Source organism: Mycoplasmopsis agalactiae PG2 (assembly GCF_000063605.1).
In the GTDB taxonomy this organism is placed as follows: Bacteria; Bacillota_I; Bacilli_A; order Mycoplasmatales; family Metamycoplasmataceae; genus Mycoplasmopsis; species Mycoplasmopsis agalactiae.
Genome location: NC_009497.1, coordinates 336,427 through 353,504, shown reverse-complemented (window position 1 = coordinate 353,504; position 17,078 = coordinate 336,427). Strand labels below are relative to the sequence as shown.

The following is a 17,078-nucleotide window of genomic DNA, read 5'->3' as shown; positions in this document are numbered from 1 at the left end:
TGATTACTTTGCTTTTTTCATAGGAGTTTTGGTCAAATCTGCTTTTGAAGCTTCTAGCTTCTTAATTTTTTCAACCAATTTATTTATTTGTGGAACTAATGAGCTAACTTCATAAAACACTTGATTATATCTATGACTTAGACTAGGACGGAATAATGATTTAAATGAAAATCATCAATCATTATTATACCCTTCTAACTCTTTACGCAATGGTTGATATTTTCCATTTAATGCTTCATATTCTTTTGTATATTTATCAATTAAGAATATAAGGTGTTCTAGGGCTTGACTGTTTGAACCGTTTATTTCATTGTAATACTTATTTGCTAGGAATAAGTCTTTTTCACCAAGTTTATCAGCTTCATTTAATCTGTATTCAATTGATGAAAACACATTTTTTACTAATTTTGAAACTACATCTAAAATATCTTTTATATTTTTTTCAAAATCTTTTGTTGACAGCTTTTCGAATTTACTCTTAAGTGTAACTAAATCTTTTTTACCTTGAATTGTGCCTAATTCATTGCTATCTAACGTACTAAGCAATTCACTTTGTTCGCTTATTATTTCATTAAGAGTACTTAGAAATTGCTTAACTTTATCATTTGATATTTTACCAGAATCACTTAACTTGCTAATTAATTGTTCTGTAAGAGATATACTTTCATAAAGATCATCATAATTTTTAGAAGTAAAAAATTTATTTAATAATTCTGTTGCTGATTTTGAATTTTTATCAAAAATATCCTTAACATCCTTAAATGATTCACTTAAAATGTTTGGATCTATATTTGGAGTTTCAATAATAAGGGGGGGGGTTGTAAATTTTCCTGATTTTTCAGGATTTTTTGGGCCTTCTGGCTTACTGCCAGTATTATCGTTTTTTACAGTAATATTTTGGTTTTCAGCATCTTTATCGCCTAGTGTAGCACTACTTTCTGTGCCTATATGTTGAGCTGCCTCAATCTTTTCTCTAGGTTCACAAGAAGCAGAAATAATTGCAAATGTTGAAACAACTGAAAGTGGTGAAAGGGTTAAAATTGATAATTTCTTAATTTTATCTCTTTTCATATATTTAATCCTAATTTGTTCTTAAAGTCCTAATTCTTTGTCAGTTTTAATGTTTAATGCTGATCCCACAAAAGTAAATATTTCAGGGCTTTGCTTAATATATTCACCATTAACAATTCTTATAACACTCTCTACTGTTTCATTCATAGGTACATATTGACCTGGTGATTTTGTAAAGTGCTCAGTCATAAAGAAGTTTTGGGTAAAAAAGTTTTCTAATTGTAAAGCTTTTTTAACAATGATTTTGCTATCAGCGTCTAATTCATCAAAACCGAGAACTAGTATAACATCTTCTAAATCTTTGTAAGCTTTTAATATTTTTTTTACTTCAATTATTGCATCTAGGTGTTTCTTACCAATAATTAATTCATCAACTGAGTTAGATGAGCTAGCAAGAGGATCAAAAGCTGGAAGAATACCTTTAGCAGCTTGATCACGCGAAAGTACTAAGTTACCATCAAGATGGTTAAAAACAGCCACAGCAGAAGGATCGCTTAAATCATCCATTGGTAAAAATACAGTTTGAAATGATGTTATAGCTCCATTTTTGTTTTTAAACAATCTGTTTTGAACATTAGCTACATCACTTTCAAGTGTTGATTGATAACCACCAACAGAAGGCTTTTTACCTAAAGTAGCACTAACTTCGTTTTCAGCTTGCACAAAACGGTAAATGTTGTCAATAAAAAGCAGTACATCTTCTTTTTGCTTATCTCTTAAATATTCAGCAGCGGTTATACCAATAGGTACAATTGACATTCTTGCACCAGCAGATTCGTTCATTTTTGAAATGTACATTGTTGAATTTTGCATTAAGTTTGATTGCACTAATTCATCATAAAGCTCAATACCTTCTCTAGAACGTTCTCCAGAACCTATGAAGATATTTGAAGTGTTTTTATTTTTATTATTTACATTGAAAATTATTTCTTTCATTAAAACAGTTTTTCCAACACCAGCACCGCCGAAAATGCCTAATTTAAAGCCTTTTACTATTGGTATGAAAAAATCAATTGCTTTAATTCCGGTTTCAATTAATTCGAATTTTGTATTTATTTCTCTATCGTTATTTATTAACGAGTTCATTTCTACATACTCAGGGCTAGGAGCAGTAGGATTATTTAAAGAAAGACCTTTAAAGCTATAGATATTACCTTTAGCTAAAGGACCAACGGGCACCATAAAACTTCTCTTTGTATTTACTACCTTGTCGCTTAATGAAATTGAACTAAATGAATAAATGATTATTGCCTTGATAGTTGTTTCATTGATAACTGACTTAACTAATAAATAAGTTTGGCCATTGTGTGTAGTTAGCAAGTGATTTACTAAAGGTAAATTGTCTTTGCTAAACTCAACTTCAACAACATCTCCAAGTATGTTTATAACTCTTCCATTCATTATTTATCTCCTAATTTAAGTGCAACTTCATTTAAGAATTTTTCTGAAATAGGCAAGAAACTGTGCTCATTTTGTAATTCTCAGCCTAAATTTGCATAATTTGAATACTCTTGCAAGGCAAATGCAAAGTAACTTTTCATTATTTCATCATCATAGGTAGTATTTGATTTCATTATTTCGAATTGTTTTTTTCCATCAGCATAGTTATTGATAAATTCATCAATAAACATTAATGCTTTTTGTTCATCTTTTACATTTTTAATTAATGATCATTGAATAATTTTGCTCATCATAAGTACAAAATTATATGAATAAAGTGAATAACCTCTTTGTGCAAAAAGTTTATCAACCATTTTACCTTTATACATTAAGTTAGAAACTTCTTTATTTAATTCGTAATCAAGCATTGAAAGCTTAAGATGTCTTTTGTATTTTCTATAAATTTTATTAATTACACCAGCAACTTTAGCTATTGTTCTATCTTGAACACTTGAACCTGTTCTTGAAACTGAAAAATCAATATCAATAGCTGGCAAAATACCTTTAGCAAATAATTTTGCACTAGTTACAATTTGCCCGTCTGTTATCGAAATAACATTAGAAGCAATTAAGCTAGTAATATCACCATCAACTGTTTGAATAATAGGAAGAGCTGTAATAGTTTTTTTACCTTTATATGAACCTGCTCTTTCTAATAATTGTGAGTGAGCAAAGAACATATCGCCAGGCATAGCTTCTTTTCCAACTGGTTTATTGCTTAATAAGGCAATTTCTCTAAAAATATTAGCATGCTTTGTTAAGTCATCAAAAATAACTAGTGCATCATCAGTTGCAGAAATATTTTCAGCATGAGCCATACCAACATAAGGTGCTAAATATTGTTCATAAGCACTATTAGCAGGAGCATCAATAATAATTGTGTTTTTTAGTGCATTGTGTTGATTTAAAGTATTATAAATTCTAGAAATGCTTTCTCTTTTTTGTCCAATTGCTACATAAATACACTTAGTTCCCTTAGCAGCTTGGTTAATAATTGCATTAAGTGCTATATGTGTTTTACCTGTTTGTCTATCACCAATAATTAATTCTCTTTGACCTTTGCCAATAGGAATTAATAAATCAATTGCATTAATTCCTGTATATAGTTGCTCATTTAATCTTTGCACTTTCATTAAATCATGTGCTAGTTTAAAGATTTCTGATGAAACAGCAGAATCATCTTTTTGAATTGCTTGTGCAACTGGCAAAATGGCATTGCCATAAATATCAATAACTTTGCCAAAGTGTTCCTTTGAGGTAAATACTTCATTTGTTTCATTTAGTAAAACTATTTGGTCATTTATAGCTAATTTTCTGCCTTCTTCATTACTTAATAAATAAGCTGTGTCAGAAAAAGCACTAATTAAAAATAGTCTTGCATTTTTGTTTTTGCTAGAAGTGAAAACTTGTTGTTGTCTATAGTTAAATTTTCCCTTTACTTCTATAATATAGTCAAATACAGCACTTATTCTAGGCATATCATTAGAAGCTGATTTGACATTTGTAATAATGTTTATATTATCATTTGCTTTCATTTATTATCCTTTAAGTCCTAGTAATATTAAAATTATTCCAACAAGAGCCACTATAGCTGAAACTGAAATTGAAATACCAAAGGCACCTTTAATTGCTTTATTTAATTTGTTTTTATACTTAAGTGTAAATATTAAGATATTTGTTAGTGATAGAATTAGTCCTATTATTAATAGCGTGCCACCAATAGCATAATATGCTCTGTTAACACTGCTTTTATTACTTTTTATTTTATTAATAGCTTTAGTATAACTATCTTGTAATTTTTTAAGCTCTTCAGACTTCTCAGCAGGCACTGCAGGTTCTAAAAAGTCTCTTAAAAATTCAATATTTTCTCTTACATCAGCTACATTTGCTGTATATTCATCAAATCATTTGCTATATTGAAAACTTTTAGCTCAGTTATTAGCTGATGCTCTTAGTTTTAGCAACGAATCATTTAATAAATTAAATGTGTTATCTAATACTTTAAAGTCTAATTTAAGGGCTTGAAACTTATTTATTATTTTTGCTCTAGTTTCTTTATGATTAGCTATTTCTCTTAAATCACTTTCAACTACTAAAAGCGCATTAACTAATGAATTCCAAAATGGCTGATTGTTTAATTCAGAAGCGCTTAGAGCTTGAATTAATTCAGCAATTACAACTTCACTTGAAGCAGACACAACACTTTTATAATCATCATCGCTTTGTGGGGTATCAATTCTTTCAGCATATTTAACAATAATACTGTTTCATAGATCCACAAATTTTTGATCAGTTACTATCTTAGTTGCTGTATTAACCATACCAAAAAGTGATAGCTGCAATTCATTATGAGCTAGCTTTGCATAGTCAATTTTTTCATCTAGCATCAAGGCCTTATATAGCTGTGTAAATTTTGCGCTTAGAGTTTCAGATTGTTTTTGGAATAAAAACATATATCTTGGATCTGAACTAAAGTTATTTTTTTGAATCTTGTATGTTCTTGAGCTATTTTGCTTTGCTGTATCGGTGATTTTAACAGTTGCAACACCAGAGCTATCAATATCATTAACAGTATATTTAAATCTTGTATTTATAGGATTGTTGAAGAAAAATATTTTTTCTTTATCAGAGCCACTAGAATTTCTAAGTAAGTTAGCTAAAGCGCTAGTTGAACTACTTGAATATCTATAATTAGCATATGGTTCTAAATATAATAGTGTTTCTGACTGTTCTAAAGGGTTAGCGGTCTCATTATTGGTAGGAGGTTTGCCAGGAACTAAAAACTTATTATTAATATCAGGCAAGTTAGGTGGATTAACTTTAGGTGAAGGCTGAGTTTCATCTATCACTTTAAACTCTTGATTTTGCTTTAAGTCAAAATCAACAAATTTAGGCTTAATGCTTTTTACAATGTAATCATCTCAGCTTTTGCTATTTTGCGGATGCTTAACTGTAAAACCTTCTTTAGCATTGAAAGTAGCATCTTCTAAAAATATATCTTTACCAAATTTTGGAATTTCTTTAGGATTGTAAACCATTTCCAAAATTGATTTATTTAAGTCTTGAGTATATTTATTTAAAGCAGCTTCAAATTGTGGATTTGAGGCAATGTTGTCTTCTTCGCCTGATTTAGTTATGCTGTCTTTATTATTAGTCTCAATAACTTTAGAATAGTCACGATCAGATTCTTTACCAATTTTTATATCTTTATATTCTTTACCATTATAAGTTACAGTACCAACATCATATTTTTTATCTTTAGAAATAACAAATGGGAAAGTTACTGGAAGTCCTAATTCTGCATAGTCTTTAGCTTCTTTTAGAGTGTCCTTTTTTTCCTTAAAGAGCTTATTTAAAGCCTTTAAGTACACTTGCTTCTCCAATTTTTCTAAATAAGTTTCTTTGCTTCCTTGGCTCCCATCTTGTGGTTTTGATAAGTCAATTTTCTTAAGTTCAGCTTCAGTAAATTTAATAACTTTTTCAACAGCTTCTTTTAATGCTGTATCAACAGCTTTTTTAGCTTTATCAGCAAAAGAGCCAAATTGAGGACTTACTCCTTTTTTTCCGGATGATGAACTGCTTGCACCATTTGAGCCATTATTGCCACCATTAGAGCCACCAGAATTATTGCTTGAGTTAGAGCCTGAATTTCCGTTTCCACTGCCCTCAGCACCATCTAAACGCTTTTCTAAATTTTCTCTAGCGCTTACAGAAGCTAAAGCAACAGGAGCAGTAAGTGCTGGGCTAATTGTTTTAGCAAATAGAAGTATTTTTTTAATCTTCATACAGCCCCTCTTCCTTTAACTTATGTATATTTTTCATTTTTAAAATGTATTTTTCTTCTTTTAATTTATTAAACTCTAATAATTGGTCAATGCTCATTCCTAATTGTTGCATAGCTTCCAAGGCAACAACTTTTTTGTTTACTTCTTTATATTGTTCACTGTATTGTTTTTTTACTTTTGTCTCTATAAAAAAGGCTAATTCAGAAAATGTATAAATGTTAATTGTGTTGTTTGAAACTGTAATATTTGTATTTTTTGCAAATATATATTTACTAATATCAGTATTTAAGTCAACTATTTTAAGCAAGATAATTTCATAGCCTAAAATTGAATTATCAACTAGCTGAACTCAGTCCCCTTCTTCATCAGCATTAAAATAAACTAATGCATTATTGAAAACTGCTTCCTTATTTCCTATAAAGTTGATAACAACATTAAAACCTTTTTGACTCATTAGTTATTACCCTCTCTAGAAAGAAATTTTTTGTTATTGCTAGTTAGTAAAACAATTTCTTCAATTTCATTTTCACGTCTAATTCTAATTATTTTCTTGCCTATTTTCTTCATTTCTTCATCAATTTCATTGATGATTTTGTTTGTTGAAACTAAACCAATTTTTGACTTATAAAATGATGATTCAACTAAAAGTGATTGTACTGAGTTTTCTATAAATGAATTTATTTGGCTGCTAATGTATTGGTCAATATTTGGGAAAATTTTAAAATTCCTAATATTAACTTCTTCAGAATCATAAGTTGATTCACTCAAGATATCTATATTAAGCTCATTTACAGGCAAAATGGTAAAATTGCCATTTATGTTTTTGTTTGAATTTATCACAAAGTGTAATGATTCATAATTCTCTTGAGCAAATAAAAATTTAATAATTTGACATAGTCTTCATGATAAGTCTGAATAAATATCTGAATTATCGATTTCATAGATAATATTTAAATTATTAGCTTCACAAAACTCTTGCGCTCTTTTACCAATTGTAATAAAGTCAGCACTAACTTTTTTAGTGTTACTCAAAATATTATTTTCATATCTTGAATATGAATCCGTTGCATATTTTTGCTCTTCAGTTAAATAAATTCATAATTCTTTGGGTTTAATGAATAAATTTCTTATTTTTTTGATAATAGCTAGTGATTTAAAAGGATAATCATCTTTTGAAACTAGCAAGCTTTTAAATGAATATTCATTTCTTAAGGCTAAAATCATATTTTTATTATGTCTAGCATTTTTTACATAAAATGAAAGTAGTCTATTTTGCTTCATTATGTCAATAAGCAAAATATTCTTATCATTATTAACCTTTTGCTCAATTCTTTTTAGATTGTCTAATTTATTTTCTAACTTTTTTAAATCCATTATTCACCTCTGAATAATGCACTTTTTGCATCAAAAAGAACTTTAAGTGATTTAGTGTTTTTAGCCCTAAAAACAATGATATTAGGAAATAATTCAACATATTTATCAGCTAAAATTAAATCATTAACTAACTTGTTATAAAAGTTTAGTAACTTATTAAATTTTTCATCATTAGCACTTTTAAAATTAAATGCTTCAGTATTAGAATCTTCATTAGCTTTTAATACAGGCACTAAGGCATCAGCGCTAAACTTAAGATTAACATTGAAGCTAATTACAAACTTTTCTAAAACAATGTCATATTTTTTAGCAAATGCTTCATCAAACATTTTGCCAAATTTAACATACTCATCTGAGCTAAAACCAAGATTGCACTCTAGCAACACTTGTGCCATTAATTTGTTGTAATCAACAAAAGCAACGTTTGCTTTAGCTTCTTCATATTGATTATAAATATTGAACATTAAATTGTTTTCATTTTTATGCGTTTTCATAGCTTCTCTTTTCTGTAACTTCTTGATTAAGCACTGAAGTTTTTTTAATAACTAATATTAATTGAGTAAGTGAGTATGTTAAATAAATCATTTGGAATAAGACAATAACAATTGAAATTACTTGCGCTACTGATAAGTTTGTGCTTAGTATGATTAAACTTTTATTATTTTCGGCCAAAAGCACTTGATTAAAGCCAAATACTAAAATTAGGATGAATAATAAAATGGTGTTTAAGCTAATTGCAAGTGAGTTTGAAATTGCACTAAGCTTGCTTTTTCTAAAGTAAAAGTAGAAAATAATTAATGATGATAAAGTTGTAAGCAATAAATTAATTAAAGCAATTGTTGGTTGTTTATTAATAAAGTTAGCAATCATATAGCTTATTCAAATTACTCATTGAAATAGCGCCATAATTGTAGTTTTAATTAAGATACTGTTAAGCTTAATTTTTCTTGTAAATAATAAAGCAATAAAACTTGATGCTACTGCCACATTAAATATTCCAAAAAGAATATTTAAATATTGCAATGATTCAGCTTGACCAAATAATTCATGTGTCGGTGGATATTTTAGTTTAAATAAGCTAAGTAATCAAATGGCTGAGGCTAAGATTCCTACTAAGTAAAGCTGTAATCTATCTTTAAAAATCTGTGATCTTACTTGCTTATATGCTAATGATCATATTGAGTAAATTTTAAGCCCCAGCATTAATAAACCTATTACTAATGACATTAAAATTACAATAATGAAATTAAGCACACTTTTAACTTTAAATAACTTAAAAGCAGCATTATAAAAAGCATTGTATGGAATGTTTTGATTTCTTTCATTAAATAAAGCAAACATTCTAACAAAAGTATTTGGAGCACCTGTATATGTATATGTTCAAGCAAAAAAGACTGCTAGTGTAATTGCTGTAAGTAAGATTCTTGAAGCTAAATCAATTAATAATGGAATCTTACTTGAATAAATAACTGGTTCAGTTTTCTTTTTGGTTTTAAAGTTAAATAAAGTAAATGAAATGTCAGTAACTAAGTATATAACTAGAACAAATAATACATAAACTAGTTTTTTAACATCAATTATGTGTAGGGTAAAGAATAATAGAAATCCTGTAAGTGACAAGGCTCAGTAGATGCTGAATCACAGTGCATATATTTTTATGTGCTCTTTGTTTTTATTGATGTTTAAATAGGCTTTTAATAATCCATAAAAATATATAAATCCAAACAGGCACAGTCTAAAAATAAATATTCAATTAGCATCTAAAGTGGTTAGAATTGAAAAGTCAAATATGAAATTATATGAGCCAATTATTTTTTTACTAAATAATCCATAAGGCATTAAAAATAGTAAGCATAGCATTGAAATAAAGAAATATGATAAAAGCAATGATTTATATAGAATAACAATAAAGCTTTTTCTTTGCTTATTAGCTAAGCTTTGGCTATCATCATATATTCTTTTTTCTTCAATATTAATTGATTTTGAATGCATATTACTCCTTTATTATTAATTTATTAGTTTACTAATAACTCTATTTTGTAGGATTATCTGGCTTAATTATTAAATTTGAATTCACTAGGAATGTTGTTGTCTTCTAATCCATCGCTGAATAATTTAGTTTTAAATTGTGTTCCGTTTTTATTATATTTTTCTTTTAATGCTTGTCTATAAGAGTTCTTTTGCTCTTTGCCACCACCATAAATTAAGTCATATTGTGGTAGGTTGTAGCCACCAAAAAGATTTTTATAATCTTTACCAGGAGATCTAAATATAGCTGCTAGACCAGTTTTTGCACTGTCGTTTGATGCATGATATACAGCAATTAATTCATTGTTTTTATTTCTAACACTAGAACCAGACGCACCACCATTAGGAGCATAGAATCTAGGCATTAAGTGAAGTCCATAATTGACGTATTTCTTTGTTTTACTGTCACTTTTGTCAGTTATTGAATAGAACTCACCACCAATTGTAGGAGCTGCTAGAAAGCCATCAGTTAAGCCAGGTTTATCAGTAAAAGTTCTATAACCTATTTGATATGATAATCTGCCACCATTATTAACTGAATATTCGGGAAAAGCGGGCTTTTGTCCTTCTGGTGTAGCTAGTTGCTTATATCATTTATGATCACCATTAACTCATAATGAGTAATTTTCTTTAGCAACTTTGATTTGATCTTCATCAATATATCTATCTAGATAGAAGTCTTTATCAGCACGAGGATAACCTAAGATGAATAAGCCTTCTTTTTCATTTCACTTTTTAATATCTTCTGGATTCTTGTCATTGATAGCTAAAGGAACATCAATGTCATTGTAATTTTCTAGATAAGATTTAGATTTGAATTTAATGTGATTTTTAGTGTCATTTTGATAATCATTTGTGATTACCTTAATAAGTTCATCTTTGTTATCTTTGTTTGGTATTTTGTTGCTTACATCTGTGTTTTCGCTTCAAACAATTACTTCAGAAGGATTCATTTTTTCAAAGTCAATTTCAATTACTGCAAAGTCAATGTACTCTTCTACGTCTTTGAAGTCTTCTTTTTGACTATCATCAATATAATCTTTTGGACTTGTATTTAAAAAGTCAACAGCATCAAAGACATTATTTATCATTCCATTAGGTTTAGTAAAGCTAAACCTCTTGAAGTTTGGGTCTAAGTCATTAAATTTAAACGTTGAATGAACACCAACATTACCATCAACTCTAGAAAGAGAAAAACCTGTTAATTCATGTTCTTTTAATATTTTCGCTACGTGAGAGTTAGTTCCAAAATAAAATTTTGTAGCTTGTTTGCCAGAATCAGGAAGTTGGTAGTCCATAATTCAAATTGTTCCAGAAACTCTGTCACCGAATTGGTCTGAATTTTTCTTCTCTTCTATTTTTTTCTTTTCTTCATTCTGTCAATTAATTAAATCTTGTTTTTTTCAAGAAGAATATTTATTTTTTTCCTCTTCATATTGCCTGTTTTCTTCTTCAATTTCTCTTTTGTGAGCATCTTCTAAACCTTTTTTAGCTTCTTCGGAAAGCGATGCTCATTTTTTTTCTATTTCTCTAAGAGCGAAATTATGATTATTTGTTAAGACATTGATTTGTGTTTCTAGATAATCTTTAATTTGCTTCTCATCTTTGCTTTCAAAAAACTTAATATTCTTTTCAATTTCAGCTAACTCTTTTTTGAAATCTTTTTTGAAATTGAATGTTATTTGGTAAGTTTGCTTTGCAATTGTTTGATAAGTTTTATTAGGAATTGTTCTAGCAAGTCCATTTGTTTTAGGTAATTCTCTACCTAAAGTATCAATATGAGAAGCTGATTTACCTACTTCATTATTAAATAATTTAAGACCAGTTACATTACCATCAGTACCATAAACAGGAAGAGAAAATCCTTTTACTGCTGCATTTTCATAGCTATCAAAACCAACACTTTTAGCTAATTCATCAAATTTTTTCTTTTGATCAGCAGTTGTCTTATCAAGCTCACGCTTTGCTAATATATCACCGCCACCTCATCAGCCCTTGATACTATCAACATAAAGCTTATTATCATAATCAAAACGCTTCTTTTGGTCTCAGCCTAAATAAGTTTTAAAACCACCAGCACCTTTAAGAGCATCATTAGGATATCTTTGAAGTACACCTGAATGGTGTAAACCATTATTAGATTTTAGCCCTGTGACCCTAAATGCTTTTTCTGCTGTTTCATTTGTTTTTTTGTTCTTGAAATTAATAAAAACATTTAATTCACCTTTAGCATTAGAGATAATAGTTGGCAACTGTTTTTCAGTTGAAGCATTAACTACATTAGCATCAATGATATCAGCATACTTTTCATTAACAACTGCACTTAAGTTATGATAATTATCTTCAATTTGTGAAGGCAAAAATTCACTTAGTGGTCTGCTGTTCTCAGGTGAGCCAAAAACTAATTTAACTAATTGTGAATAATCACCAGTTTGAGCTATTAATTTTTGAAACTCTTCACTGCTTAAGTCTTTAACTCTAGCTACAGTTTGTGATTTATTCTGGCTTGTGTTGCACTGGGCAGCAACAACTACTGAAGCAGGAGTTAGTATGCTTGCAGAAGTAATTAATAAAATTTTTTTGTTTTTATTCATAGTATGTTTCTCACTGTTTTATAGGTAAATTAGGTATATTGCAATCCACTATCTTCTTCAACACTGTAGCCTAAGCCCGCTAACTGTTGTTTTAATTCAGTAGCATTAGAATCAACCTTGATTGATTTGTTTCCTGCTTTTAACGAATCACTATAAGCATAGAATTTACGAAGATTTTCTATAGCACTGCCATCTAGCTGTCTAGTCCCATCTTTTAACTTAATCTTGATTGATTTAGTACTGCTTCCATTACTAAAGAAAATTTTAGGTGGCTCAGGTTCACCAATTGCTAAGTTTTCAAGTCCAGCTGCACTTAATTCATCTGAAGAAATTTCGAATGATTCACTTGTATTAGCTAAAGTTAATCTCTTAATTTTTCTAGAACCATTATTAGGTTTTTCAATGTCATGGAATACTAAACCTCTTAATGATTTTATATTTGGCACTCGAGAAAAGTCTAAACCTGTTGGATAGCTATTTCCGCCTTCTGCAGTATCAGGTTCAAGCCCTGAACCATGTCTTCCTTGGAAAAATGGTTCATTGTTTCTTACAAAATAAACCAACCTTAGGCCATTGTTTATTCTTTCTCAATCTCCTACTTTTGAATAATCTTCTGGATCAAAAGCAACTGTATCAAATGAAATTCTAGTTGCTATTGGTGTATTAGGTGGATATTGAGCACTAACGTTGTAATCATTTGTATTAATTCATTCAACCTTGTTTAATGATCAAGGATTGAATGATCATGAATCTAACAATGAATTACCCATTGTATATAAAGATAATTCTTTAATATTTTTATCTTTAAGTGCAATTAAACTAGATGTATTAGTTGCCTGAGCTGAGAAGAATAGTTCTAATTGAGGAAGATTATCAGGAAGTGACTTTAATATGTCTTTAAACTCTTGACTAGGGCTAGTTACACCCATATTGAAAATTCTGTATGAAGTAATTTCTTTATTATTCGCCTTGAATTTTTCAACTAATTCTTTTATTTTGTTATAGCCTGAAGAATTAGCAGCATCTATTTCAACTACAATGCCGCTATTTCTTTTGCTTCCATCATTAACTGGATTATTTCTAGTTAATTCAAATACTTTAATTCCATCACTAGGTTGGATATTGTATGCCGAACTATAATCACTAGTTTTATCGCTCTTAGTTCATCCAGGGAACTTACCATCAACTATTGAATCTGATGAACGAAGATATCATTCGTCATAGTCAAACGCTCTTCTAGTTGAATTATCTCTAGATAGTCTAGAAGTTACTGTGTTGTATTGATCTGGCACATCTCAGCCTAATGAATCAATTATACCATCAGCATTAATAATTGCATTTCTAGGATCAATTGCTAATCCCTGTTTAAGGTAATTTAATGACTTTTGAGATATCTTTGTAAACTTGCTTTTATCTAAGTTAATTATTATTCAAAGCATCTTTTGATTAGGAGTTTTGAAGAAGTTTTCTTTAACAAGTTTGTTATATTCATCTAATTTTCCTTCTTTTAGGAATTGCTTAAATTTTCCTGAATCAATTAATGCTTTATAACGATGGATCTGTTCACCTCAAGTTCCAGGATTTTGTTTAACTAAAACATCTTCAGCTTTATCTAAGCCTTCACTTTCTCCTATAATTTCATCAGCAATCTTGAATAAGTTATTGCTAAATAAGCCAAGTCCTTGTCCTTTGTCACTGCCTAAAGCATTTTCAATGACCTTATTTTCTAAATCCTTAGTTACTTCAATATTTAATAATTTAGATACAGTCACATTTTGATAAGGATTAACATTAGTTATTCCCCTTTTCTTATCAGCTTCAGAAACAACTCTATCAGGACGTGCTAGCACTGTTGCATTAACTTCAACACCAAAAATTCTTACTTTTTCAGTTCTTTGGATTAAAGAAGTAACATCAGGTTTGTAATTTGGAATTTCAGGAGTAATTCTAGGAGGTTCAGGAGTAGAGGCTGGTTCAGCTGGCTTAGCTTCTTCAACCTTAGGAGGAGTAATTGTTTCTTCTGGTTTAATTTCAATTTTAGGGGTAACAATAGGTTCTATATCTTCAGGTTTTTCTAAAACTTTTGGCTGCTTTGATAACTCCTTAATGTTTTTATCTGTAATTGAATTAACACTTCTTGAGTAATCAACATTGCTTGAAGGATGAAGCAGTGAATCGCTTTCACTTGAGAATAATAATTTGCTTAAATTATTGTCACTAGCAGCGTTATAAATTAGTGCACCAGAAGAGACAGACGCTACTATTCCAACTGAGAGTGAAATTAGTAAAATTCTGCTCTTTTTCTTTTTGAAAATACTCATATTACTCCTAAAATTATTATTTTATGAAAATTAATTAACTTAACTAAAAACCCTATAACAAGGGCGTACAGCAATAAGTGTAAAGTGAAAGTGTTTTTTTAAAAGCACAAATAAATTTTTCTGTTAAAAATATGGAAAATTTGTGGAAAGAACTAAATAAATAGTGTTTTGCTAACTAATTTATTTATAGTTTTTTAGATAAATTTACTAGGTATAAGTAAAGCCGTCAGTACCAACTTCAACATTAAATCCAGCACCCTGTAGTTGACTTATTAATTCACTAGCACCTTCAGGAACTATTATTTTCTTACTTGCTCTAAGAACATCATTTAATTGGAAGAATTTATTTAAGTTTGTAAGTCCTTCTGAACTTAATCTTTCTTTAGAACTAATTTTAATTGTGTTTGTTGTATCGCCATTACTAAACATAATTTTAGGTTTGTCACTATCACCAGGAACTGGTTCCATTATATGATGAAAACTAGCTTGATTAAGTTCACTGCCTGATATTTCAAAAGTATTTGAATTATTAAATAATGTTAGTCTCTTAATTTTTCTAGCTTTATTGCTTGGATTTTGACTATCATGAAACTCTAAACCTCTAAGTGATTTTATTTTTGGCACTCTAGAAAAGTCTAAGCCCACAGGATAGCTATTATCACCTTCAGCATGGTCAGGATTTAATCCAGGCCCAAAGCTTCCTTGGAATGCTCTTTCATTGTTTCTAGCATAGTAAACTAATCTTAATCCGTCATTAATTCTTTCGAAGTTATTCTCTGTTTTATAGTCTTCTTGGTCAAAAGCTATAGTGTCAAAAGTTATTCTAGTTGCTAATGGTTTATTTCTGCCATATTCATAACTTACATTGTAATCATTAGTATTTATTCAAGCTGTGTTTTTGAAAGCTCAAGGGTTAAACGATCATTTTTGCAATAATGAATTACCTAATGTATAAAGCGAAAGTTCTTTAATTTTCTTATTTTCTAAAGCAATTAAACTACTTGTATTAGTAGCATTAGCTGAGAAAAATAATTCAAGTTGTGGCAAGTCATCAGGCAAGGCTGCTAAAATTTCTTTAAATTTTTGTGCTGGATCGTTTTCTCCCATATTTTTAATACGGTATGAAGTAATTTTCTTGCCATCTCTCTTAAGATCTTCAATTAGTTTTTTGGTTTTACTATAGCCTTCAGGATTCCTTGCATCAATGTTAACAACATAGCCTTCATTAATTTGGCCGTTTTCTTCTTTTATTTTTTCTTCTCTTTCTAATTTATAGACATTTATGCCATCAGCAGCGCTTATGCCATAGCTGCTGAATTCATTAGTTGCATCACTTTTCTTTCACCCAGGATAATTACCTTCTTCAGTATCATCAGGCGAACGTCAAAAGTGTGAATTATAGCCAAAAACTCTTTTTAAACTATTATCTCTAGCATATCTTGAAGTAACAGTATTAAATTCAGGAGAAGGTGATCAAGCATGGGCATCAATTTCTCCATTAGCATTTATTTTTGCATTTCTTGGGCTAACTACTAATCCTTCATTTAAATACTTATCAGATGTAGAAGCTAATTTTGTGAATTTGGATTTGTCTAAATTAGCTATTAATCAGATGTATTTTTGATTAACAGAAGCAAACTTCTTGGTTGGATATTCACTTTTAGCAGGTTCTTTTAAAAAATTAACAACATTCTCTGAATCAAGCAGTTCTTTATAACGGAACAGATTACTTTCTCATATTTGACTATTTTGTTTTAACACACCTTCAGCAACTTCTAATGAATCTTTATCAACATTAATTAAATCATCAATAACTTTGAAAAATGTGCCATCAAAAAGTCCATCACCTTCGCCGCTAGTTAAAGCTTTTTCTACTGTGCTTGTTCTTAATTCATCAGTTACTTCAACCGAAACTAATTTGTTAACTATAGTACTTTGGTATGGTTCTCTATTTGCTATTCCTTTTTTTATATCATAGTTGCTTACTTTTCTATCAGGATTAACTTCTACAATAGCATAAACTTTTACACCATTAAGAATTATTTCTCTTCTTTCAGTAGTTGTGCTAGCTACTATCGGTTGAGATTCAACTGGTTTTATAGTTTCTTTAGGTGGTTCAGCAGTTGATGATTCTTCTGCTTTAGGTGTTTTTATAATAATTGGTTCAGTTTTAGGTTCTTCTGTTTTGAATGGTTCATTAACTTTTTCAGTTATATTTTTGTCTCTAATTGAATCATTTGTGTGCTTAACATTATTACTATTAGCTAGTTCTGAATCAAATGAATCTGAAGAGAAAATAGATTTTGCTAAGTCAAAATCTGAAGATGCTTTATAAATAGCTGCTCCAGCAGCCACTGAAACAATGCCACCTGATAAAAGCGAAAACATTAATATTCTGTTTTTCTTAGTTTTCAAAATCTTCATTTTTTTCTCCTTATTTTTGTTCATACTAAAACTAAAAGCAT

11 protein-coding genes are annotated in these 17,078 nt (G+C 29.3%); all 11 read right to left on the bottom strand.

All coding sequences use genetic code 4. The features are described 5' to 3' along the window. Window positions 1-3: 3 nt before the first annotated feature. A complete protein-coding gene (locus tag MAG_RS01540; RefSeq protein WP_011949471.1) occupies window positions 4-1,071 on the bottom strand; it encodes an MAG2950 family lipoprotein in 1,068 nt (355 codons plus the stop codon). Window positions 1,072-1,092: 21 nt separating this feature from the next. Then, window positions 1,093-2,472 (bottom strand): MSC_0618 family F1-like ATPase beta subunit, encoded by a 1,380-nt coding sequence (locus tag MAG_RS01535; RefSeq protein WP_011949470.1) that lies wholly within the window; start codon window positions 2,470-2,472, stop codon window positions 1,093-1,095. Further along, window positions 2,472-4,046, bottom strand: a complete 1,575-nt coding sequence (locus MAG_RS01530) for an MSC_0619 family F1-like ATPase alpha subunit (protein WP_011949469.1) — start codon at window positions 4,044-4,046, stop codon at window positions 2,472-2,474. The genes MAG_RS01535 and MAG_RS01530 overlap by 1 nt, the downstream gene beginning before the upstream one ends. A 3-nt stretch (window positions 4,047-4,049) precedes the next feature. Further along, a complete protein-coding gene (locus MAG_RS01525) occupies window positions 4,050-6,296 on the bottom strand; it encodes an MSC_0620 family F1-like ATPase-associated subunit (RefSeq protein WP_011949468.1) in 2,247 nt (748 codons plus the stop codon). After that, window positions 6,286-6,750 carry an MSC_0621 family F1-like ATPase epsilon subunit gene (locus MAG_RS01520; RefSeq protein WP_011949467.1) on the bottom strand — a complete coding sequence of 155 codons (465 nt, stop codon included), beginning with the start codon at window positions 6,748-6,750 and terminating at the stop codon, window positions 6,286-6,288. Before MAG_RS01520 ends, MAG_RS01525 begins: the two co-directional genes overlap by 11 nt. Continuing rightward, complete coding sequence (locus tag MAG_RS01515; protein WP_011949466.1) at window positions 6,750-7,670, bottom strand: MSC_0622 family F1-like ATPase gamma subunit; 921 nt, start codon at window positions 7,668-7,670, stop codon at window positions 6,750-6,752. Before MAG_RS01515 ends, MAG_RS01520 begins: the two co-directional genes overlap by 1 nt. Next, window positions 7,670-8,164 carry a DUF2714 domain-containing protein gene (locus tag MAG_RS01510; protein WP_011949465.1) on the bottom strand — a complete coding sequence of 165 codons (495 nt, stop codon included), beginning with the start codon at window positions 8,162-8,164 and terminating at the stop codon, window positions 7,670-7,672. The genes MAG_RS01515 and MAG_RS01510 overlap by 1 nt, the downstream gene beginning before the upstream one ends. Continuing rightward, window positions 8,151-9,662 carry an MSC_0624 family F1-like ATPase-associated membrane protein gene (locus tag MAG_RS01505; protein WP_011949464.1) on the bottom strand — a complete coding sequence of 504 codons (1,512 nt, stop codon included), beginning with the start codon at window positions 9,660-9,662 and terminating at the stop codon, window positions 8,151-8,153. The genes MAG_RS01510 and MAG_RS01505 overlap by 14 nt, the downstream gene beginning before the upstream one ends. A 62-nt stretch (window positions 9,663-9,724) precedes the next feature. Further along, window positions 9,725-12,292, bottom strand: a complete 2,568-nt coding sequence (gene mip / locus MAG_RS01500) for an Ig-specific serine endopeptidase MIP (RefSeq protein ID WP_011949463.1) — start codon at window positions 12,290-12,292, stop codon at window positions 9,725-9,727. A gap of 29 nt (window positions 12,293-12,321) precedes the next feature. Next, complete coding sequence (locus MAG_RS01495) at window positions 12,322-14,613, bottom strand: putative immunoglobulin-blocking virulence protein (RefSeq protein ID WP_011949462.1); 2,292 nt, start codon at window positions 14,611-14,613, stop codon at window positions 12,322-12,324. A gap of 207 nt (window positions 14,614-14,820) precedes the next feature. After that, window positions 14,821-17,037 (bottom strand): putative immunoglobulin-blocking virulence protein, encoded by a 2,217-nt coding sequence (locus MAG_RS01490; RefSeq protein ID WP_011949461.1) that lies wholly within the window; start codon window positions 17,035-17,037, stop codon window positions 14,821-14,823. Between the last annotated feature and the right edge of the window lie 41 nt (window positions 17,038-17,078).